Raw genomic sequence first — 22,029 nt, forward strand, 5'->3', positions numbered from 1 at the left:
GTCAGTACCTCACTCGCGGGTCGATGAGCGCCGCGATGACGTCGACGATGAAGTTGGTCAGCGCCACGATCACCGCGAGCAGGGCGACGATGCCCTGCACGGCGACGAAGTCGCGGGCCTGGAGGTACTCGGCGAGCTGGAAGCCGAGGCCCTTCCACTCGAAGGTCGTCTCGGTCAGCACCGCGCCGCCGAGCAGCAGCGCGATCTGCAGGCCGATCACCGTGATGATCGGGATCAGCGCCGGCCGGTAGGCGTGGGTCCGCACGAGGCGGAACTCACTGACTCCCCGGGAGCGCGCCGCGTCGACGTAGTCGGTGCCGAGCGTGCCGATCACGTTGGTGCGCACCAGGCGGAGGAAGATGCCCGCGGTCAGCAGCCCGAGCGCGATCGCCGGCAGCACCGCGTGCGAGAGCACGTCGGCGACGGCCGCGGGATCGCCGGTCTGGATCGCGTCGATCAGGTAGATGCCGGTCTTGTTCTCGAGGAACTGCAGCGAGAGCTCGGTGCCCGTCGTCGCGCGACCCGCGACGGGGAACCACTTGAGCCAGACCGAGAAGACGAGCTTGAGCAGGAGACCCGCGAAGAAGACGGGAGTCGCGTAGCAGAGGATCGCGAAGATGCGCAGCACCGCGTCGGGCGTGCGGTCGCGGTGGTACGCGGCGAGCATCCCGAGCGGGATGCCGACGATGAACGCCACGATGAGCGCGTAGAACGCGAGCTCGACGGTGGCGGCGCCGTAGGTGAGCAGAACCTCGGTGACGGGGCGGTTGTCGCTCAGCGTCGTGCCGAAGTCGCCGCGGAGCAGCGCCCCCAGGTACTCGACGTACTGCACGACAAGCGGGCGGTCGTATCCGGCGGCCGACACGCGCTCCGCCAGTTGGTCGGCCGTCAGACGGCCGCCGAGCGCCGCCGTGATCGGGTCGCCGGTCGTGCGCATGAGCAGGAACACCATCGTCACGAGGATGAAGACGGTCGGGATGATGAGCAGGAACCGGATGAGCAGGTAGCGCCCGAGTCCGCCTCCCGAGCCGCGCGTGCGCCGGGTGGGCGCGGGCGGTGCCGCCGTGGCTGTCGTCACGTGATGCCTTTCGTGGAGAAAGGCCGGCGCCTCCCCTGCGGGAGGAGGCGCCGGCCCCGGGGGTGGATCAGCTCTTGCTGAGCGCTCCGTAGCGGAACTTGAACGAGGCGTCGAGGGTGTCCTCGGTGCCGCTCACCGTGCTGCCGACGACGGCGACCTGCGAGCCCTGGAGGTAGGGCACGGTCGACAGCTGGGCCGCCACCTTGTCCTGGATCTCCTCGATGATCGCGGTGCGCGCGTCGGGGTCCGTCGTCGAGACCTGCTCGGCGATCAGCGACTGCACCTCGGCGTCGTCGAAGTGGTTGGCGAGGAAGTTCTCCTTGATGAAGAACGGCGAGAGGTAGTTGTCGGCGTCGGAGTAGTCGGGGAACCAGCCGAGCTGGTACGCCGGGTAGACGTCGCTCGAGCGGTCCTTCGAGTACTGCACCCACTCCGTGGTCTGCAGGTTGACCGTGAACAGGCCCGACGACTCGAGCTGGTCCTTGATCAGCGCGTACTCGTCGCCCGAGGACGGACCGTAGTGGTCGTTCGAGTACTGCAGGTTGAGGGTGACCGGGCCGGTGACTCCGGCCGCGTCGAGCGTCGCCTTCGCCTTGTCGGCGTCGGGACCGCCCTGGCCGTCTCCGTAGAGGCCCTTGAGCGGCTCGGTCGCTCCGGTCAGACCGTCCGGGACGAAGGAGTAGAGCGGGGTGTAGGTGCCCTTGTAGACCTGGTCGGCGATCTCGTCGCGGTCGATCAGGTCGGCCACGGCCTGACGCACGGCGAGGGCCTTGGTGGCGTCCGCCTCCGGGGTCGTCGCGCCGAACGGCTGCGTGTCGAAGTTGAAGACGATGTAGCGGATCTCGCCGCCCGGGCCCTCGACCACCTTGACGGAGTCGTTGCCGCGGAGGTCCTCGACGTCGGTCGCCGAGAGGCTCCGGAACGCCACGTCGATGTTGCCCTCCTGGATGTCGAGCTTGAGGTTCGACGAGTCGGCGTAGTACTTGACGTTGACCGTTCCGGTCTTCGCCGCGCCGAGCACACCCTGGTAGCCCTCGTACGCCTTGTACTGGATCAGGTTGTTCACGTCGTAGTTCGCGATCGTGTACTGACCGGCGAAGGCCTCGCCCGAGACGATGTCGTCGTCGGCCGTCAGCGAGTCGGCCGAGAAGACGTCCTCGTCGACGATCGGGCCGGCGGGGCTCGAGAGGATCTGCGGGAAGGTCTGGTCGTTCTCGGACTTCAGCGTGAAGACGACGGTGGTGTCATCGGGAGCCGCGACGCTGTCGAGGTTCGCGAGCAGAGACGACGGGCCGTTCGCGTTGGCGATCGCCAGCTGGCGGTCGAACGAGAACTTGACGTCGGAGGAGGTGAGGTCGTTGCCGTTGGCCCACTTCAGTCCCTCCTTGAGCGTCACCGTGTACTCGGTCGGCGCCGAGAACTCGGCCGACTCGGCGATGTCGGGCTCGACGTCCGGAGTGCCGTAGGGCGTGTTCATCAGGAACGGGAAGACCTGGTTCATCACCGCGAACGAGCCGTTGTCGTAGGAGCCGGCCGGGTCGAGGGTGGTGATCTTGTCGGTGGTGCCGATGGTGAGCGTGCCGCCGGCGGCGTCGCCGCCGGACGAGTCGTCACCGCCGGCGGAGCAGCCCGCCAGCACCAGTGCGACCGCGGCGAAGCCTGCGGTCGCGGTGAGTGCGCGAGTAGCCCGGGTGGATGCGGATGTCATCTCCGTCTGCCTCTTCCTGTCAGGGATGGGATGCGGGCGCGCTCGCGGCGCGCAGCCTCTGGGCACACAGATGACCTGTGAGCGATGGCGCCACGACACTGGGCGCCCGCATTGCTGTTCCTCAGTGGTAACACAGTCGAGAGCGCTCTCCGGACCGCGGGGGCCCGTCGTCCGATTTCTTCACACGACTGCAACACGTCCCTCATCGTGGGCGCACGCGGTGTCACTCGGTGCGCAGCGCGCGCTTCTCGCGCTCGAGCTCGACGAGGCGCACCTGCACTGCCCTCGCCATCACGGGGTCGGCGGAGGCGCGCTGCAGCGCTCCGCGCAGCTCGGCGATCTCGCGAAGCAGGTCGCGCTCGATCAGGGAGATGGCGACGTCGCGGGAGTAGCGCGCGAGCCCCGCCTCGTCGGCCGCGGGGATCGGGGCGACCGCCAGCTGCCGCACGAGCGACGCGAACGGACCGGGCACGTCGGCCGCGACGTGCTCGACCCAGTCGCGGTCCTGCGCGCGCTCGAGGTTGGCGACGACGGCGTCGCGGACGACCCGGAGGGTCTCGTTGGTGACCGCCGCGTGCGCCGCGCGGGTCAGCAGCTCGGCGCCCATCATCTGCGGCAGCTGCAGCATCGCCATCAGCGCCTCGCGCTCGATGCGGGTGACCACGTCGATCGGGAGGTCGGTGAGCCGGGCGCCGACCGGGGTCTCCGGCGCGGGGGCGTCCGAGGTGCTCGTCTGGCGGGCTGGTGCGCGGGATCCGGCCGAGCGCACCGCGGAGTTGACCTCGGACATGTCGAGGCCGAGCATCCGGGCGAGCTCGCGCGAGTACCCGGGCCGCAGGGCGGGGTCGCGGATGTCGGCGACGACCGGGGCCGCGGCGCGCAGGGCCGCGATCCGCCCCTCCACCGTCTCGAGGTCGTAGCGGGCCAGCAGCTGCCGGATGACGAACTCGAACATCGGCTTCTTGTCGTCGATCAGCCGTCGCACGGCGTCGTCACCCCTGTTCAGCCGCAGGTCGCACGGGTCGAGGCCCTCGGGCGCGACGGCGACGAACGTCTGCGCGGCGAAGCGGTGCTCCTCCTGGAACGCGCGCATCGCCGCCTTCTGGCCGGCCGCGTCGGGGTCGAAAGTGAAGACGACCTCGCCGACGCCGCTGTCGTCGCCGAGCACCCGGCGCAGCACCTTGATGTGGTCGACGCCGAAGGAGGTGCCGCAGGTCGCGACCGCGGTCGTCACGCCCGCCAGATGGCAGGCCATCACATCCGTGTAGCCCTCGACGACGACGACCTGGTGCCCGCGCGAGATGTCGCGCTTGGCCAGGTCGAGCCCGTAGAGCACCTGCGACTTGTGGTAGACGGGCGTCTCGGGGGTGTTCAGGTACTTCGGGCCCTTGTCCTCCTCGAGGAGGCGCCGCGCTCCGAAGCCGACGGTCTGGCCGGTGACGTCGCGGATCGGCCAGACGAGCCGACCGCGGAACCGGTCGTAGACGCCTCCGCGATTGCTGCTGCTGACGAGGCCCGCGGCGGTGAGCTCGGGCTCCGTGAAGCCGCGGCGCTTGAGCGCGGTGGTGAGGCCGTCCCAGCCGTCGGGTGCGAAGCCGACGCCGAAGCGATCGGCGGCGGCCCGGTCGAAGCCGCGCTCGCCGAGGAAGCGGCGGCCGACGTCGGCTCCCGGAGTCGCCAGCTGCTCGCGGAAGTACTCCTCGGCGGCGTCGTTGGCGGCGAGCAGGCGCGCGCGGCCACCGGTCTCGGGGGCCTGTCCGCCGCCCTCCTCGTACTGGATCTGGTAGCCGATGCGCGCCGCGAGGCGCTCGACGGTCTCGCTGAACGAGCCGTGGTCCATCTTCATGACGAAGCTGTAGACGTCGCCCGACTCCTGGCAGCCGAAGCAGTGGTAGAAGCCGGCCTGCGGGCGCACGTGGAAGCTGGGGCTGCGCTCGTCGTGGAACGGGCAGAGGCCCTTGAGCGAGCCGACGCCCGCCGACTTGAGGGTCACGTACTCGCCGATGACGTCAGCGATGTTGACCCGGGCTTTGACCTCTTCGACATCTTGTTGTCGGATCCGAGGCATGAGGACCATCGTATCGGCGGCGCCGGGCCCGTCGGCCGAGTGCCCGATCTCCGGCTCGCAGAGCCGCGTTCGGCTCGCAGGAATCGCCCGATTCCACGAGCCCAACGCGATTCCGGGAGCCGGACGTGACCTCATCAGGTCCGATCGAGCCGCGAAGCCGGGTCACGCCGCCGGCCCGCTGGTCGAGCCCGCAGCCCGCAGCCCGCACGCGATCGATCCGTCGAAGATGGGCCGTGTCGTTTAGGCGGTTTCAAGCGGCTAGTGCAACGGCGATGAGTTCTCTCATCTTGGCGGTGGGGCTGCGGAATCCGAGGGTTTGGCGGGGTCGGATGTTGAGGAGGCGCTGGGTTTCGGCGAGGTCGGCGTCGGTGATCGTGTTGAAGTTGAAGCCCTTGGGATAGAAGTCGCGGATCAGTCCGTTGGTGTTCTCGTTGGTGCCGCGCTGCCAGGGCGAGTGCGGGTCGCAGAAGTAGACCGGGCAGCCGGTGCGGATCGTGAACGCGGCGTGGCCGGCCATCTCGGTCCCCTGATCCCACGTGATCGTGCGGGTCAACGTTGCGGGGAGGTCCTCGATCATGCGGGCGAGGACGTCGGTCACGGTCTCGCTGTCGCGGCGTCCCGGGAGGCGGCCCAGAAGCGCGTAGCGGGTGGAGCGTTCCACGAGGGTGATGATCCCGGAGTTGCCCGGTCCGACGACGAGATCGCCCTCCCAGTGCCCGGGAACAGCGCGGTCCGCGGCCTCCGCGGGCCGGTCCGCGAGCAGCGCCCCCTCCAGCCATGGACGGGAGCTGCGCCGGGGGAGCTTTGATTGCGGGACGCGGGTCGTGCGCCCGGAGCGGAGTGCTTTCACGACGCTCAGCTCGTGCCGGAGCGCGCCTTTCCCTTGGACATACAGGGCTTGGTAGATCGTCTCGTGCGACACGCGCATCTCCGTCCGGTCGGGGAACCGGACGGGCAGCTCTCCCGCGACCTGCTGGGGTGAGTACTTCGCCGACAGCATCGACACGACCTCCGCCCGCAACGGCTCCGAGTCGAGTTTCCCCGCCCGCGGCGTGCTGCGCGCAGCCCCCGCGCGGTGGTGCGCGAGAGCCGCGTCGTAGTGCGCGACACCCCAGTGCTCGACCTGATGCCGGGAGATCTCCCGCGAGATCGTCGACGGCGCCACATCGAGCTCCCTCGCGATCGCGCGCATCGACCATGGCCGCTCGAGCGAGCGCGCCGCGTGGATGAACGAGCGATCCGTCAACGTCAACCGCCGATACGACCGCCCTGCGTCCGACGGCTCGACCCTCGCCAGCGACCTGGTCAGGCCACCGCCCTCTCTGCCTGCCCGGAACTCCATGCCCGCGAGTTTCGCCCAGTCCGTCACCGTCACCCGCCCGACACCCAGACGCGCCCCGACGTCCAACGCCGACTCGCCACCGATCAACCCCGCATACGCCTGCGCCCGAACCGACCACGCGATCTTCCTAGCCACAACCCGACACCTTCCAGCCGAGCCGTTGCACTAGAGAACTGAAACCGCCTTACTCGGACGGGTCATCTGTGACGGATGGATGCGTGGACGGGTGCGGCACGGCTCCGGGTTCATCGCGCGGCTGGTCCCTCGGGACCTCCTGCGGGTGGCCCCACTGTCTGAAGCAGGTGGATCTCGATACGCCCGCTGCGCGGGCTACTCGATCAGCGAAGGGGGAGGACCGCGCGGGAGTTCATTCCTCCGCTGAGGCGCATCGCCGCTCAAGGTGCAGCCGAACGGGTGATTCGCGTATCAGCGAATCGCCATAGGCGATCGCGACCCGCTCTACGGAACGCACCACTTCGAGAAGCCGACTGCGCGGGCGCCGGGCAGGGACCGGCGACCGGCTGAGTTCCTGACGTGGCCGGGGCGTCGCCGCGGTCACGTCAGGAACTCAGCCTTTCGAACAGCGCCAGCGCGCTCTGGTCGGTGAGGTTGGCGACCTGGTCGACGACGACCCGGCGGCGAGCGGCGTCGGTGGCGGCGGCGCGCCAGTCCTCGGCGAAGCCGGGTTCGAGGGCGTCGGCGCCGCGGTCGAGGAGCGTGTCTGCGAGGCGGGTGAGGACCTCGCGCTGCTGGGCGTAGATCGGCTGGCGGGTGTTGCGCGACATCACGAAGGTGGCGACGATGCCCTTCAGCACGGCGATCTCGGCCTGCTGCTCGCGCGGGACGACGACGTGGCCGCCGAAGCGCACGAGGTCGGGGTGCGCGTAGCTGGCGCGGGTCGCCTCCGTCGCCGAGCCGGCGAAGCGGCCGATGAGCTGGCTGGTGAGATTCTTCAGACGCGCCTGGTCGCGGCGGGAGCCGTCCCACGAGGCGACCCACACGTCGAGCGAATCGAGGCGGTCGAAAGCGGCGACCAGCTCGTCGTGGCCGATCTCGCCGCCGACCCACGAGTGCATCGACTCGACGAGATCGACGTGGTCGACGCGGGAGCCGAGGGCCTCGACGTCGATGTAGCCCGAGAACACGGCGTCCTCGAAGTCGTGAACCGAGTAGGCGATGTCGTCCGAGAGGTCCATCACCTCGGCTTCGATGCAGCGCACGCCCTCGGGCGCGCCCTCACGCATCCAGGCGAAGGCGGGCTCGTCGTCGTCGTAGAAGCCGAACTTGGCGCGGCCCGAGGGGTCGGCGACCGAGCGCGTGTCGGGCCAGGGGTACTTGCAGCTCGCGTCGAGGCTCGCGCGAGTGAGATTCAGACCGTAGGGACGCTGGTCGTCGCCGAACACCTTCGGCTCGAGGCGCGTGAGCAGCCGGAACGTCTGCGCGTTGCCCTCGAAGCCGCCGATGCCCGCCGCCCAGGCGTTGAGCGCGCGCTCGCCGTTGTGGCCGAACGGAGGGTGTCCGATGTCGTGCGCCAGGCAGGCGGTGTCGACGACGTCGGGGTCGAGGTCGAGACTCGTCGCCAGCTCGCGGCCGATCTGCGCCACCTCGAGCGAGTGCGTGAGGCGGTTGCGTGCGAAGTCGACTCCCGCGGTCGGGCTCAGGACCTGCGTCTTCGCCGCGAGGCGCCGCAGGGAGCTGGAGTGGAACAGGCGCGCGCGGTCGCGGGCGAAGTCGGAGCGGCGGGTGGAGTGGTCCTCCGGCAGGAATCGCTCGATGTCGACGAGCGAGTACCCCCAGAGCGCGCGGTCATCCACCGCTGTGGTGGATCTCGGCGGCCGACACGGCGTCGCGCTGGGCGGCGTTCAGCTCGCGCGACTCGAGCCAGCGGTCGGGGAGCGAGGGCACCTTCGGCGAGCCGGCGCGACCGCGCTGGCCCTCGGCGTCCACGCCGGGGTAGGGCACGTCGGGGTCGAGCGTCGCGAGCAGCTCGTCGAGCTCGGCGAGGGTCACGACGGAGGCCATCCTGGCCCGCAGGTCACCGCCGACCGGGTAGCCCTTGAAGTACCAGGCGACGTGCTTGCGGATGTCGCGGCAGCCCCGCTCCTCGCTCTCGAAGAACTCGACGATCAGCTCGGCGTGGCGGCGGAAGGCCGTGGCGACCTGACCGAGCGTCGGCCGGAAGCGCTCGTCGGAGCCGGCGAAGGCGGCGGCGAGGTCGCCGAACAGCCAGGGTCGCCCGAGGCAGCCGCGGCCGACGACGACGCCGTCGCAGCCGGTCTCTGCCATCATCCGCAGGGCGTCCTCGGCCGACCAGATGTCGCCGTTGCCGAGCACGGGGACCCCGGTGATCGCCTCCTTGAGCGTCGTGATCGCCGACCAGTCGGCCTGGCCGCTGTAGAACTCGGAGGCGGTCCGCGCGTGCAGCGCGATCGACGCGACTCCCGCGCCCTCGGCCGCACGGGCGGCCTCGAGGTAGGTGAGGTGGTCGGCGTCGATGCCCTTGCGCATCTTGATCGTCAGCGGGATGTCGCCGGCGGCCTTGACGGCGCCCTCGACGATCGAGCGGAAGAGCGGGAGCTTCCACGGCAGCGCGGCTCCCCCGCCCTTGCGCGTGACCTTGGCGACGGGGCAGCCGAAGTTGAGGTCGATGTGGTCGGCGCGGTCCTCGGCGACGAGCATCGTGACCGCTTCGCTGACCGTCCGCGGGTCGACTCCGTAGAGCTGGATCGACCGCACCGACTCGCTCGGGTGATGGCGGATGAGACGCATCGACTCCGGGGTGCGCTCGACGAGCGCGCGCGAGGTGATCATCTCGCTGACGAACAGCATCTCGCCGGCACCGGGGGCCCTCCCGGTCTCGGAGACGCTGTCGGCGCCGGACGTCTCCCCGGCAGCACCGTGCCCCGTGCCGAACTCGCGGCAGAGACGGCGGAAGGCCGTGTTCGTGATCCCGGCCATGGGCGCGAGGACGACCGGCGCGTCGAGTTCGAGGGGGCCGATGCGCAGCGCGGGTGCGGGTGGGGCGGCCAGAAGAGTGGAGGACATCGGTAACGATTGTCCCAGATCCTGTGTTGGGGAAGGCGAGTCGAGCCGAGAGGGTGGAGAGATGGTCGAGAACGAGCGTGTGGAGGACGGACCGGAGCGGTTCGAGGCGGACGCCCGGGCGCGAGGTCTCGCCGTCGAGATCGTCGAGCGGCCGGAGGCGCGGAGCCTCGCCGAGGCGGCCGAGCTGCTCGGCATCGAGCCCGGCGAGATCGTCAAGTCGCTCGTGGTGAAGCGCCACGACGGCGAGTACCTGTTCGCCCTCATCCCGGGTGGCCGGCAGATCTCGTGGCCGCTGCTGCGCGCCGTCGTCGGCGTCAACAAGCTGCGACTGCCCGACGAGCAGGCGGCGCTGGAGGCGACCGGCCACCGCCGGGGCACCATCACGCCGATCGGCTCGACGACGGCCTGGCCCGTCGTCGCCGACGAGCGGATCGTCGGGCGGCGCATCGCGATGGGCGCGGGGGCGGGCGGACGCAGCGCGTTCGTCGACGCCGACGCCCTGATCGCCGCCTACGGGGCGACGGTCGCCGACATCAGCGTGGAGGAGCCTCCTCGCTGAGCTGATCGGCGCTCGGCTGCTCCGCGACCGGCACCGCGCACACGCCGTCCTCGCACACCGGCACGTCCGAGGCGCCGAGCATCACGAAGCCGCTCACGCCACGACCGTCCGCTGCGCGAGCACGTGCTCGAGCACCTCGGTGAAGGCCGTGGGCTCCTGGGCGCCCGAGACGCCGAAGCGCCCGTCGAGCACGAAGAACGGCACGCCGTTGATCCCGTACTCGCGCGCCTGAGCGATGTCGGACTGCACGTCGCCCAGGTGCCGCTGCTCCTCGAGCACCCGCATCACCTCGTCGGCATCGAGACCCACCTCGGCCGCGAGCGACGCGAGGACGGCGGGATCCGCGAGGTCGCGCCCCTCGACGAAGTAGGCGCGCAGGAGGCGCTCCTTCAGCTCGAGCTGCAGCCCGGCCGACTTCGCGTGGTGCAGCACCTGGTGCGCCGTGACGGTCTTGACGTGCCGCACCGTCTCGAAGTGGTAGTCGAGCCCGACGCCCGCGGCGATCGCGGTGACGGAGTCGAGCATCTGCTGCGCCTGCGCCTCGGGGATGCCCTTGTGCTCGGCGAGGAACGCGGCCTCGCCTCCCCGGTAGTCCTCCGGCGTGTCGGGAGAGAGCTCGAAGCTGCGGTACTCGATCGCGACGTCGGGGGCCTCGGGGTGGGCGAGGCGGAAGGCCTCGAGCCCGCGCTCGAACTTGCGCTTGCCGATGTAGCACCAGGGGCAGGCGATGTCCGACCAGATGTCGACGGTGATGGGGGTCTGCGCGTCAGTCACTCCGGTGACAACCGCGGCGACCGGGTCGTATTCCCGCAGGCGCCCGTCAGCGACCGAGGACGCGGACGAGCCCGTCGACGTCGGACTCGTCGTTCCAGACGTGGAAGGCCACGCGGAGCCGGCCCCCGCGACCCGAGACGCGGATCCCGGCGGCCGTCAGCCGGGTGAGGTCCGCCCCCTCGGGGTCGGCCCACGACACGAGCGCCCGGTGCAGCGGCTCGCGATCGAGCCGCTCGCAGAGCGCGTCGCCCAGCCCGGAGGCGTGCTCCCAGAGCGCCTCGGCGTCGAGCGAGCGGAACAGCTCGAGCGATGCCTCTGCGCCGACGAACGCCTGCCAGGCGGGCGAGACGTCGAAGCGGCGGGCGCTCTCGGCGAGGTGCATGGCCGGTCCGTAGCACGACGACCAGACGTCCTCCCCCGAGTACCAGCCGGCCTGCACCGGGATCAGCTCGGCGGAGTAGTCGGGCGAGACGGTGAGGAACGCCACTCCCCGCGGCGAGCAGAGCCACTTGTAGGCGTGGGTCAGGGTCGCGTCGAACCGCGTGGCGTCGACGGGGAGGACGCCTGCGGCCTGGGTGAGATCGCAGGCGGTGCGCGCTCCGTGACGCGCCGCCGCCTCGAGGATCGCGTCGACATCGGCGAGCGCGCCGCTGGAGGACTGCACGGCCGAGAACACGACGAGGGCGTCGCCGGGCTCGACGGAGTCGGCGAGGGCCTCGAGAGGGACGCTGCGCACCTCGACGCCGCGATGGGCCTGCGCGAGGAACGGGAAGACGATGGACGAGAAGTCGCCGTGGACGCAGAGCACCTTCGCGCCGTCGGGCAGCGACGCCGCGAGCACCGCCGCCATCGCCGAGGTCTGCGATCCGATCGCGACCTGCGACACGGGCGCTCCGACGATGTCGGCGAACGCCGCCCGCGCCCGCTCGGCGACGTCTCCGTAGCCTGCGGCGGTGTTCTCGCCGGCCGACCAGCTGTCGAGGTCGGCTCGCAGCGCCTCGACGCTCTCGCGCGGAGGAAGGCCCAGGGTGCAGGCGTTGTGGTAGCCGCGGGCACCGGCGAACCGCTCGCGCAGGGCGGACGGAGGCAGGAGTGCGGTGCTCATCCCTCGAGGATCCCCCGGGATCCGCCGATCGCCAACACGCGCCCGGCGTCGGGCGCGTCGCGTCAGCGCCGGGCCAGCGTGTGCGCCTGCTCGATCAGCGCGACGACCTCCCGCGCCTCGCGGACGTCGACGGGAGCCGGCGCACCCTCGAGGAGCGATCGGGCCACCCCCTCGGCGAAGGCGGCGTACCGCCCGCGCTCGCTCGCGACCCGGCGGGAGCCGCTGTCGTCGGTGAGGGTGCCGAGAGCGTCCGCCCCGACCACCCCGAAGTCGTCGTCGCGGGGATCGGCGCCGCGCCCGCGCAGCGCGCCCTCCTGCGGGTCGAGTCCGTCGACCGAGAACGCCGCTCGGGTGCCGAGCACCCGGAAGCGGGGCCCGGGCGCGCGGGCGACCCGGCTCATCGCGAGGTGCGAGCGCACTCCCCCGTCGTGCAGGAGCGAGACGAACGCGTCGTCCTCGCTGGCGCCTCCTGGGCGCACGACCCGGGTCTCGGCGCCGGTGACCGTCGCCGGCCCGAAGAGGACGAGCGCTTGATCGACCAGGTGGCTGCCGAGGTCGAAGAGGATGCCGCCGCCCTCGGCCGGGGTCGTCCGCGTCTGCCACCGGCCCGTCTTCGGGGCGCTCCACCGCTCGAACGACGACTCGAACCGGACGACGTCGCCGAGCGCCTCCTCGCGCAGCAGCCTGCGGAGCGTCAGGAAGTCGGCGTCCCACCGGCGGTTCTGGAAGACGAACACGGGGACCCCCGCGGTCTCCGCGGCGGCGATGATCGCGTCGGCATCGGCCGCGCTCGGCGCGAACGGCTTGTCGACGATCACCGCGACTCCGGCCCCGAGAGCCGTCTCGGCCTGGGCGCGGTGCACGGAGGGAGGAGTCGCCAGCACCACGACGTCCGGCCGCTCGGCGAGCACCCCGTCGAGGTCGGGCACGACCCGCGCTGCAGGATGCGCCGAGATCGCCGCTGCGGCGCGCACCGGGTCGCCGGTCGCGATGGCGACGATCGAGAAGGCCGGATCGGCGGCGAGGAACGGTGCGTGGAAGACGCTGCCCGCGAGCCCGTACCCGACGATGCCGACCCGGATCACGCCGACGCCCCCGGCACGTCGACCGCCCCACCGAACCGGCGCGCGCGGCCGGCGTAGTGCTCGACCGCCTCCCACAGGTCGGTACGGCTGAAGTCGGGCCACAGCCGGTCGAGGAAGACCATCTCGGCGTAGGCGCTCTGCCAGAGCAGGAAGTTGCTGGTGCGCTGCTCGCCGGAGGAGCGCACGAAGAGGTCGACGTCGGGCATGTCTGGCACGTAGAGGGCCCGGGCGATCGTCTTCTCGGTGATCCCCGAGGGCTTCAGCCGCCCCGCGGCCACCTCGGTCGCCAGACGCTGCACCGCATCGGCGATCTCGGTGCGGCCGCCGTAGTTGACGCACATCGTCAGCGTCAGGACGTCATTGCCCGCCGTCAGCCTCTCGGCGAACTGCAGCTCGTTGATCACGGAGGCCCAGAGCCGGGGCTTGCGTCCCGCCCAGCGGACGCGCACACCCCACTCGTTGAGCTGGTCGCGGCGGCGGTGCAGCACGTCGCGGTTGAAGCCCATCAGGAAGCGCACCTCGTCGGGCGAGCGCTTCCAGTTCTCGGTCGAGAACGCGTAGACGCTGAGGTGCTTCACGCCGATCTGGATCGCTCCGGCGACCACGTCGAGCAGCGCCGCCTCGCCGCGCTTGTGCCCCTCGACGCGGGTGAGACCGCGGGAGTTGGCCCAGCGCCCGTTGCCGTCCATCACGATCGCGACGTGCCCGGGCACCGCCTTCCTCGGAAGCACGGGCGGATGCACCCCCGTCCAGTCGAGGGGGCGGAAGGGCTCGGCGTCCTTGTGGGTGAAGGGCTTCATCGGGTGACGTGCTCCAAGGATCTGAGTCCGCGTTCGAGGTGGAACTGGGTGTAGGCCGCCACGACCCCGCTGGCCCGCGAGCGGGTCGAGGGCTCGGTCGTCTCGGCGTGCTCCCAGTCTCCCGTGAGCAGCGCGCCGAGCAGGACGACGACCTCGGGGGCGACCCGGGGGGCGCCGGGCGGGGTGCAGTCGGCGCAGACCACTCCGCCGAGCTGGACGACGACGGCCCCGTGCGGGCCGGGAGTGCCGCAGCGGGCGCAGTCGTCGAAGCTCGGCGCCCAGCCCGCGATCGACAGCGCGCGCAGCAGGTAGGAGTCGAGGGTGAGCACGGCCTCGTGCTCGTGCCGCGAGAGCGAGCGGAGCGCCCCGACGAGCAGCAGGTACTGCTGGAGGGAGGCGTCGGCGTCGGTCAGCCGATCGGCCGTCTCGACCATGGCGTTCGCGGCGGTGTAGCTGTCGTAGTCGGCCGCGATCAGCGCACCGTAGGCGCCGAGCGACTCGGCCTGCGTGACGATGTCGAGACTCCGGCCCTCGTAGAGCTGGAGGTCGGCGACCATGAACGGCTCGAGACGCGACCCGAACTTGGAGCCCGTCTTGCGGACGCCCTTTGCGACGGCGCGGATCTTGCCGTGGCTGCGCGAGAGCATCGTCACGATGCGGTCGGCCTCGCCCAGCTTGTGCGTGCGGAGCACGACGGCTTCGTCACGGTAGGTGGGCATGGAGGCGATTATCCTCCCCACCACCGACACCGGCCTGGACGCGGGGCCGGGCGTGGAACGATGGGCGTCGTGGCAGCGACTCTCTTCGTGATCCCGGCCTGGGCCGACCTGCTCGCGATCGCCATCGGCTGCCTGCAGGGCGCGATGTTCGCGGGAGAGTTCCGCGACCGCCGGATCGACCTGCTCGGGGTGACCATCATCGGCACGGCGACCGGTCTCGGCGGTGGCGTGCTGCGCGACCTGCTGCTGCAGACTCCGCTGGCGGCGCTGCACACGAACGCGTACCTCCTCGTCGCGGTCGCCGCCTCCCTGCTCGGGATGCTGCTGCAGCACGTGCTGAACCGCGTCGACGGGACGATCACCGCCCTCGACGCGCTCACCCTCGGCCTGTTCGGCGCGATCGGCACGACCAAGGCGCTGGCGCTCGGCGTGCCGGAGGTGCCGGCGGTCTTCGTCGGGACCGTCTCGGCGGTCGGCGGCTCGGTCGTGCGCGACATCCTGCTCAACCGGCCGATCGCACTGATGCACGTCGGCTCGCTGTACGCGATCGCCGCGACGGCCGGCACCGTCGTGCTGGTGACAGCGCTGCGCTTCGGGATGGTGATCGACTACGCGGCACCGCTGGCCGTGGCCGTCACCACCGTGATCCGCCTGCTGGCGGTGCACTACGGCTGGAGCCTGCCGGAGCAGCGGGCGCTCAGCCGGGTGCCGCGCCTGCGCTGGCGCGGCCGCGCCTGAAGCCGGCGCGGTGCCGCCGGGGGAACCCGCAGCTGTCGAGGGAGCCTCGGAGTGCGGGCTCATTGACGGACCGGGGTTCCCTCGCGGGGACCCGGCGGGTCAGACGGAGGCGGTCGCCAGCTCGAGCGCCGGAGTGGTCTCGCGCAGCGCGCGGTTGACCGCCGAGACGATCGCCTTGAGGGAGGCGGTCGAGATGTCGGCGTCGACACCCACTCCCCAGAGGGTGCGCCCGTTCACCGAGCACTCGACGTAGGAGGCGGCGAGCGCGTCGCCACCGGCGCTGAGGGCGTGCTCGACGTAGTCGAAGACGCGCACCTCGACTCCGTGCTGGGCGAGTACCGCCTCGAAGGCGTTGATCGGGCCGTTGCCCGTGGCGCTCGCGGTGATCGTCTCGTCGCCGACCCGCAGCACCGCGTCGAGGGCGATGCTGCCGCCCAGGTCGCTCGACGTGCTCGTGCGGGTCAGCTCGAAACGGCCCCACTTCTCGTCGGCGCGGTGCGCCGGAGCGGGCAGGTACTCGTCCTGGAAGATCGCCCAGATCTGCTCGCTGGTGACCTCGCCGCCCTCGGCGTCGGTCTTGGCCTGGACGACTCCCGAGAACTCGATCTGCAGGCGACGCGGCAGGTCGAGCGCGTGGTCGGTCTTCAGCAGGTAGGCGACGCCGCCCTTGCCCGACTGCGAGTTGACGCGGATGACCGCCTCGTACGAGCGGCCCAGGTCCTTCGGGTCCACCGGCAGGTACGGCACGGCCCAGGTCAGCTCGTCGACGCTGCGGCCGGTGCGCTCGGCCTCGGCCTCCATCGCCTCGAAGCCCTTCTTGATGGCGTCCTGGTGCGAGCCGCTGAACGCGGTGAAGACCAGGTCGCCCGCCCAGGGGCTGCGCTCGGGCACGGCCAGCTGATTGCAGTACTCGGCCGTGCGCTTGATGCCGTCCATGTCGCCGAAGTCGATCTGCGGATCGATGCCCTGCGTGAACAGGTTGACCCCCAGCGCGACCAGGTCGACGTTGCCGGTGCGCTCGCCGTTGCCGAAGAGGCAGCCCTCGATGCGGTCGGCGCCGGCCAGGTAGCCCAGCTCGGCGGCGGCGACGGCGGTGCCGCGGTCGTTGTGCGGGTGCAGCGACAGGATGATGTTCTCGCGCTGGGCGAGGTTGCGGCTCATCCACTCGATCGAGTCGGCGTAGACGTTGGGCGTCGCCATCTCGACGGTCGCGGGCAGGTTGAGGATGACCTTGCGGTCGGGCGTCGGCTCGAAGATCTCGACGACGCGGTCGCAGATCTCGCGGGCGAACTCGAGCTCGGTGCCGGTGTAGCTCTCGGGCGAGTACTCGTAGTAGACGGCGGTGCCGGGGACGGACGACTCCATCGAGCGGCACTTGCGGGCACCGGCCAGCGCGATGTCGATGATGCCCTGCTTGTCCTTGCGGAAGACGACCTCGCGCTGCAGGACGCTCGTCGAGTTGTAGAGGTGCACGATCGCCTGGCGGGCGCCGCGGATCGACTCGTAGGTGCGCTCGATCAGGTGGTCGCGGGCCTGGGTCAGCACCTGGATGGTGACGTCCTCGGGGATCGCGCCCTCCTCGATGAGGCTGCGCACGAAGTCGAAGTCGGTCTGGCTCGCGCTCGGGAACCCGACCTCGATCTCCTTGTAGCCCATCCGGACCAGCAGGTCGAACATGATCCGCTTGCGCTCGGGACTCATCGGATCGATGAGCGCCTGGTTGCCGTCGCGGAGATCGACGGCGCACCAGCGCGGCGCCGTCGTGATGCGCTTCGTCGGCCAGGTGCGGTCGGGCAGCTCGACGGTGATCTGCTCGTGGAAGGGCTTGTACTTGCCGATCGGCATGGGCGACGGCTTCTGGGTGTTCTTCATGGGGTGCTCTCCTGCGCGCGCATGCGCGTCTCTCGTGTCGCGGGGATCCGGATGCGGATCAGACCACGCGGGTGGAACTCGGTTCAGCCGACGACGGACACCGCGACGAGGGAGGCCTGAGGATCAGATCTCGTCGCGGCGGCTAAGAAGGAGCAGACCGTAACGCACCGGGCCAGGGTAGCACTGCGCTCCCGGGCCGTGCGGTGTCAGGCGACCAGACCGTTCTCGTAGGCGTAGACCACGAGCTGCACGCGGTCGCGCAGGCCGAGCTTGCCGAGGGTCCGGCTGATGTGCGTCTTGACCGTCGCCTCGCTGAGGAACTCCGCGCGGGCGATCTCGGTGTTGCTGAGCCCGCGCGAGGCGAGGTGGAAGATCTCGCGCTCGCGGTCGGTGAGCGTCTCGAACTCGGGCGGCGTCTCGCGGCCGCTGCCCGGCGCGCCGAAGTGCTCGAAGAGCTCACGGGTCGCGGAGGCGGCCACCACCGCGGTCCCGGCGTGCACTGTGCGCACCGAGGCGAGCAGGAAGCCCGGCTCGGTGTCCTTGAGGAGGAAGCCGCTCGCCCCCGCGCGGATCGCCCGCGCCGCCGCTTCGTCGAGGTCGAAGGTCGTGAGCACGAGGATCCGCGGCGGTGCGACTCCGGTCTCTGCGGCGTGGGAGAGGATCCTCCGCGTCGACTCGATGCCGTCGACTCCCGGCATGCGGATGTCCATCAGGACCACGTCGGGCGCCATGCGGCCGACCAGCTCCGCGCCCTCGGCCCCGTCGGACGCCTCCCCCACGACCTCGAGGTCGGGCTGGGAGCTCAGCAGCATGCGGATGCCGGCGCGGAACAGCGCCTGGTCGTCGACGAGGACGATGCGGATGATGTCGGTCATGCGGGGCGGCCTCCAGAGGCGAGCGGTCGGACGGGCGGCGGATCGAGCGGGCCGGCGGTGATCGGGATCGGGGAGGTCGCGAGGGCGGGCAGGCGGGCGTCGACGACGAACTCCTCGCCCTCGGGGCCGGCGGTGAGGACGCCGCCGACGAGGGCGGCGCGCTCGTGCATGCCGACGAGACCGTGGCCCTCCCCCGTCGCGGCGACGGTCTCGGCGTCGGAGCAGCGGGCGTTGCGGACAGTGAGGACGACCTCGCCGGCCTCCCGCCGCAGGGAGACGTCGAGTGGGCTGCCGGGGCGACCGTGCCGGAGGGCGTTCGTGGTCGCCTCCTGCGCGATGCGGTAGAGCGCGAGCCCGGTCGCCCGAGGGACCGAGTCGAGGTCGACCTCGAGCTCGGAGTGCACCCGCGCCCCGGCGCCCGACACGCTGTCGAGCAGCGCCGGCAGATCGCGAGCCTGGGGCTGCGGGCCGTCGCTCTGGCTGTGCCGCAGCTGCGCGAGGAGCACGCGGACGTCGCCGAGCGCGTCCCGCGCGACACTCGAGATGGTGTGCAGGGCGGCGTCGGTCTGCTCCGGGCTCGCGGCTCCGAGGTAGCGGGCGCCGTCGGCCTGCGCGATCACGACGGCGAGCGAGTGAGCCACGACGTCGTGCATGTCGCGCGCGATCCGGTTGCGCTCCTCGACCGCGTCGAGCTCGCGCTGCGCCCGGGCGCGCTCGAGCTCCGCCTCGGCACGCAGGCTCTGCCCCTCGCGGGCCCGGCGGACCGAGCGCGAGAGCAGACCGACGGTCCACGAGAGGCCGAGGGTCGCGAGGATCCCGGCGAACGTCGCCCCGAGCGTCAGCACCGAGTCGACCGTGTTCGAGATCAGGTCGAAGGCGAGGGTCAGGTACGCCACGGCCACCAGCGAGCCGACGACGGCCGAGACCGCCCCCGCCACGCGGACACGACGGGACGAGGCGGCTCCCGCGCCGAAGAGGACGACGAGGATCGCGAGATCCCCGAAGCCGGGCGCGAGGTGCAGCGCCATCTGCAGGATGGCCCCGATCCAGGCGATCGCGAGGGCGAGCCCCGGTGAGCGGCGGTGCAGCACGAGGGCGACGGCCAGCACCCCGGCGATGAAGACCTGCAGCGATCCGTCGAGGACGGTGAGCGGGATGCACGCGATCGCCAGCAGGAGGAGCGCCTGGCCGCCGGCTGTGCCGACCGCGAACGGGTCCTGCGGGCCGGCGACGCGGGTCAGGAGCGACTCGACGCGGTCGTCGGGACCGATCGGCGAGCGGATGCCGAGCACGAAGGCGAGCACCACCAGCCCGCACAGGACGGAGGCGACGACGAGAGCGACGAGAGCCCTGGCCAGGAACTCGATGTTCGCGGGCAGGCCGCTCAGCACGATCGGGCCCGAGAGGTCGATGCCGGCGACGAGACCGCCGATGCCCGAGAGCAGCAGAGCGCCGGCGAGCACGAGCGATCGCGTCCACGGGCCGAGTCTGCGCGCCGTCGACCAGAGCGCGACCATGCCGACGAGGACGCCGTCGAGGGGCACCCCTCCGAGTGCGAAGCCGCCGCCGGCGATGATCGCGAGAGCGGCCAGCGACGGCGCGAGGGCGGGCAGGAAGGCCGCGACCGCGAGCGCCAGTGCGAGCAGGAGCCCTGCCGGGAGCGCCTCGGCCGAGTCGACGCCGGTGGCGCCCGCGATCAGGTGGAGCGCAGCGAGGGCCGCTCCCGCGATCGGGAGCGTCGCCGGTCGGTCGAGGAGGGCACGCATGCTCCTCACGCTAGAGGGCGCGCGGCGCTGTGTCGTCGTCCTGCGGGGTGACGGCCGTCACCCTCACGAGCCGGTCAGAAGCCGAGGCGGCCCAGCAGCTTCGGGTCGCGCTGCCACTCCTTCGCGACCTTCACCCGGATCGAGAGGAAGACCTGGCGGCCGAGGAGGCGCTCGATCTGCTCGCGGGACACGGCGCCGACCTCGCGCAGCCGCTGGCCGCCCTTGCCGATGATGATGCCCTTCTGGCTGTCGCGCTCGACGAAGACGTTCGCGTAGATGTCGATCAGCGAGCCGTCCTCGCGCTCGACCATGTCGTCGAGAGTGACGGCGAGCGAGTGCGGGAGCTCGTCGGAGACGCCCTCGAGCGCGGCCTCCCGGATGAACTCGGCGATGCGGGAGAAGAGGTCCTCGTCGGTCACCGCCTCCTTCGGGTAGAGCGCCGGCGACTCCGGCATCAGCGCGAGCAGCTCGGAGGCGAGCACGTCGAGCTGCTCGGAGGTCACCGCCGAGATCGGGACGATCGTGTCCCACTCGCGCAGCTCCGAGACCGCGAGCAGCTGCTTCGCGACGGACTTCTTCGACGACAGGTCGACCTTGGAGACGATGGCGACCTTGCGCGCGCGGGGGAAGGACTCGAGCTGCTCGCTGATGAAGCGGTCGCCCGGGCCGATCGGCTCGTCGGCCGGGAAGAGCATCCCGATCACGTCGACGTCGCCCAGGGTCGAGGTGACGAGCGAGTTCAGACGCTCGCCCAGCAGGGTGCGGGGGCGGTGGATGCCCGGGGTGTCGACGACGATCAGCTGGCCGTCCTCGCGGTGGACGACACCGCGGATCGCGCGCCGCGTCGTCTGCGGCTTCGAGCTCGTGATCGCGATCTTCTCGCCGACGAGCGCGTTGGTGAGCGTCGACTTGCCGACGTTGGGACGGCCGACGAACGACACGAATCCCGCCCGGAAGGGCGTCGTGGGAGGGCTGGTGTCGGTCATCGTGCGTCCTCGATCGGTGCTGTCGTTGTCGGTGCTGCTGCCAGCACCGGTGGTGTGGTCGTCGGGGTCTTCTTCCGACTCTTCTGGTCGTCGGTCTTCGTCTTCCTGGTCTTCTTCGGCGCGGAGCTCTGGCCCTTCGGCGTCTCCTGCACGGCCTCGGCCTGCGGGTCCCGTGAGGCGGACTCCGCGGGGCCGTCGCTCTCGCCGTCGTCGGTCACGACGGCGATCGGTCCGGTGCCCGGCTCGCGGTTGGGATCGTAGTCGGGATCACGGCGCACGATGACCGTCGAGATGGTGCCGCGGCGCGGATCGGCCTGCTCCGCCTCGAGGATCACGCCGTCGATGCGGGCGATCGCACCCCGCTCGGGCAGGCGGCCGTAGGCCTTGGTCAGCAGGCCGCCGACGGAGTCGACGTCGTCGTCCTCGAGGTCGAGCTCGAACAGCTCGCCCAGCTCGCCGACCGGCAGGCGCGCCGAGACACGGTAGACGCCGGGCTCGGTCTCCTCGAAGAGGTCGACCTCGCGGTCGTACTCGTCCGAGATGTCGCCGACGAGCTCCTCGATGAGGTCCTCCAGGGTGACGAGGCCGGCGATGCCTCCGTACTCGTCGACCACCATCGCGAGGTGGTTCGACTCGAGCTGCATCTGCCTCAGCAGCTCGTCGGCCTTCTGGGACTCGGGCACGAAGAGCGCCGGCCGGGTGAGCTCGGAGACGGCGTCGGCGTCGTCGGGGCGCTCGTAGGTGTGCCGGGCGACGTCGCGGAGGTAGAGGACGCCCAGGACGTCGTCGACGCCGTCGCCGATCACCGGCAGGCGGGAGATCCCGCGGCTGAGCAGCAGGCCCATCCCCGCTCCGACCGAGGCCGTCGCCTCGATCGTCACCATGTCGGTGCGCGGCACCATGACCTCGCGGACGAGGGTGTCGTTGAACTCGAAGATCGAGTGGATGAGCTCGCGGTCGTCCTGCTCGAGGACGTCCTGCTCGGTGGCCTCGTCGACCATGCTGAGCAGCTGCTCCTCGGACGAGAACCCGGCCGAGCGCCCGGTGCCGGGGGTGACGCGGTTGCCGAGGGCGACGAGACCGTGCGCCACCGGACCCAGGGCCACGCGCAGCACGTGCACGAGGGACGCGCTCGTGCCGAGGACGGCGCGGGCGTGCGCCCGGCCGACGCTGCGGGGGCTCGAGCCGACGAGCACGAACGAGACGGCCGCCATGATGAGGATCGCGAGCAGCAGGGCCAGCCAGAGCTGCTCGACGACGACCACCAGGACGGCGGTGACGAAGACGGCGGCCGTGGTCTCGGCGGCGATGCGGGTGAAGTTGACGACGTTGACGTGGGCGCTCAGATCGCCGGCGATCGACCGGAGGGCGCGGGCGCTCCGGGAGTGGTTCGCCATGTCGAGCAGGTCGCTGCGCGACAGGACGCCGAGCGCGGCGTCGGTCGCCGCGAGCCAGCCGCCGACGGCGACGAGGGCGAGCGCGGCGACGAGCAGCTGGACGGTCAGCACG

Annotated in this window: 18 protein-coding genes; 2 read left to right on the forward strand and 16 right to left on the reverse strand. The window is 71.3% G+C overall.

Features of this window, described 5'->3' with window-relative positions; all coding sequences use genetic code 11:
• Window position 1: 1 nt before the first annotated feature.
• From GRS96_RS13345 to dusB, 6 genes are all read right to left on the reverse strand, one after another.
• Complete coding sequence (locus tag GRS96_RS13345; protein WP_159988695.1) at window positions 2-1,078, reverse strand: ABC transporter permease; 1,077 nt, start codon at window positions 1,076-1,078, stop codon at window positions 2-4.
• 67 nt (window positions 1,079-1,145) lie between these two features.
• A complete protein-coding gene (locus tag GRS96_RS13350; RefSeq protein WP_159988696.1) occupies window positions 1,146-2,786 on the reverse strand; it encodes an ABC transporter substrate-binding protein in 1,641 nt (546 codons plus the stop codon).
• Window positions 2,787-3,009: 223 nt separating this feature from the next.
• Window positions 3,010-4,854, reverse strand: coding sequence for a DNA primase (gene dnaG, locus GRS96_RS13355; protein ID WP_159859420.1), 1,845 nt, complete (start codon window positions 4,852-4,854; stop codon window positions 3,010-3,012).
• 250 nt (window positions 4,855-5,104) lie between these two features.
• Window positions 5,105-6,331: an IS30 family transposase gene (locus GRS96_RS13360; protein WP_442966621.1), complete on the reverse strand. Its 1,227-nt coding sequence runs from the start codon at window positions 6,329-6,331 to the stop codon at window positions 5,105-5,107.
• Window positions 6,332-6,756: 425 nt separating this feature from the next.
• Window positions 6,757-8,010, reverse strand: a complete 1,254-nt coding sequence (locus GRS96_RS13365) for a deoxyguanosinetriphosphate triphosphohydrolase (RefSeq protein ID WP_159988698.1) — start codon at window positions 8,008-8,010, stop codon at window positions 6,757-6,759.
• Window positions 8,003-9,241, reverse strand: a complete 1,239-nt coding sequence (dusB, locus tag GRS96_RS13370) for a tRNA dihydrouridine synthase DusB (RefSeq protein ID WP_159858443.1) — start codon at window positions 9,239-9,241, stop codon at window positions 8,003-8,005. Before dusB ends, GRS96_RS13365 begins: the two co-directional genes overlap by 8 nt.
• 61 nt (window positions 9,242-9,302) lie before the next feature.
• On the opposite strand from dusB, the gene GRS96_RS13375 reads away from it, so the two are divergent.
• On the forward strand, window positions 9,303-9,800 hold the full coding sequence (locus GRS96_RS13375) for an aminoacyl-tRNA deacylase (RefSeq protein ID WP_159988699.1): 498 nt from the start codon (window positions 9,303-9,305) through the stop codon (window positions 9,798-9,800).
• A gap of 93 nt (window positions 9,801-9,893) precedes the next feature.
• On the opposite strand, the gene GRS96_RS13380 is transcribed toward GRS96_RS13375, so the two are convergent.
• From GRS96_RS13380 to recO, 5 genes are all read right to left on the reverse strand, one after another.
• Entirely contained in the window at window positions 9,894-10,574 is a 681-nt protein-coding gene (locus GRS96_RS13380) for a DsbA family oxidoreductase (RefSeq protein WP_159988700.1), read from the reverse strand.
• Window positions 10,575-10,620: 46 nt separating this feature from the next.
• Window positions 10,621-11,679, reverse strand: a complete 1,059-nt coding sequence (locus GRS96_RS13385; RefSeq protein WP_159988701.1) for an aminotransferase class V-fold PLP-dependent enzyme — start codon at window positions 11,677-11,679, stop codon at window positions 10,621-10,623.
• Between the two features lie 62 nt (window positions 11,680-11,741).
• Window positions 11,742-12,764, reverse strand: a complete 1,023-nt coding sequence (locus GRS96_RS13390) for a Gfo/Idh/MocA family protein (protein WP_159988702.1) — start codon at window positions 12,762-12,764, stop codon at window positions 11,742-11,744.
• Entirely contained in the window at window positions 12,761-13,564 is an 804-nt protein-coding gene (locus GRS96_RS13395) for an isoprenyl transferase (protein ID WP_159988703.1), read from the reverse strand. Before GRS96_RS13395 ends, GRS96_RS13390 begins: the two co-directional genes overlap by 4 nt.
• Entirely contained in the window at window positions 13,561-14,283 is a 723-nt protein-coding gene (recO, locus tag GRS96_RS13400; protein WP_159858461.1) for a DNA repair protein RecO, read from the reverse strand. Before recO ends, GRS96_RS13395 begins: the two co-directional genes overlap by 4 nt.
• Before the next feature lie 69 nt (window positions 14,284-14,352).
• On the opposite strand from recO, the gene GRS96_RS13405 reads away from it, so the two are divergent.
• A complete protein-coding gene (locus GRS96_RS13405) occupies window positions 14,353-15,021 on the forward strand; it encodes a trimeric intracellular cation channel family protein (RefSeq protein ID WP_235022084.1) in 669 nt (222 codons plus the stop codon).
• Window positions 15,022-15,120: 99 nt separating this feature from the next.
• Here GRS96_RS13405 and leuA read toward each other — a convergent pair whose 3' ends face one another.
• The 5 genes from leuA to GRS96_RS13430 form a co-directional block, all read right to left on the reverse strand.
• Window positions 15,121-16,893 carry a 2-isopropylmalate synthase gene (gene leuA, locus GRS96_RS13410; protein WP_159988704.1) on the reverse strand — a complete coding sequence of 591 codons (1,773 nt, stop codon included), beginning with the start codon at window positions 16,891-16,893 and terminating at the stop codon, window positions 15,121-15,123.
• Between the two features lie 206 nt (window positions 16,894-17,099).
• Window positions 17,100-17,768: a response regulator gene (locus tag GRS96_RS13415; protein WP_159988705.1), complete on the reverse strand. Its 669-nt coding sequence runs from the start codon at window positions 17,766-17,768 to the stop codon at window positions 17,100-17,102.
• Window positions 17,765-19,534, reverse strand: a complete 1,770-nt coding sequence (locus tag GRS96_RS13420) for a sensor histidine kinase (RefSeq protein ID WP_159858473.1) — start codon at window positions 19,532-19,534, stop codon at window positions 17,765-17,767. The genes GRS96_RS13415 and GRS96_RS13420 overlap by 4 nt, the downstream gene beginning before the upstream one ends.
• Before the next feature lie 74 nt (window positions 19,535-19,608).
• The gene (era, locus tag GRS96_RS13425; protein WP_159858476.1) at window positions 19,609-20,520 is read right to left on the reverse strand and encodes a GTPase Era; all 912 of its coding nucleotides are present in this window, start codon (window positions 20,518-20,520) and stop codon (window positions 19,609-19,611) included.
• A complete protein-coding gene (locus GRS96_RS13430; RefSeq protein WP_236553623.1) occupies window positions 20,517-22,028 on the reverse strand; it encodes a hemolysin family protein in 1,512 nt (503 codons plus the stop codon). The genes era and GRS96_RS13430 overlap by 4 nt, the downstream gene beginning before the upstream one ends.
• Between the last annotated feature and the right edge of the window lies 1 nt (window position 22,029).

Source organism: Rathayibacter sp. VKM Ac-2803, from assembly GCF_009807175.1.
Taxonomy (GTDB): domain Bacteria; phylum Actinomycetota; class Actinomycetes; order Actinomycetales; family Microbacteriaceae; genus Rathayibacter.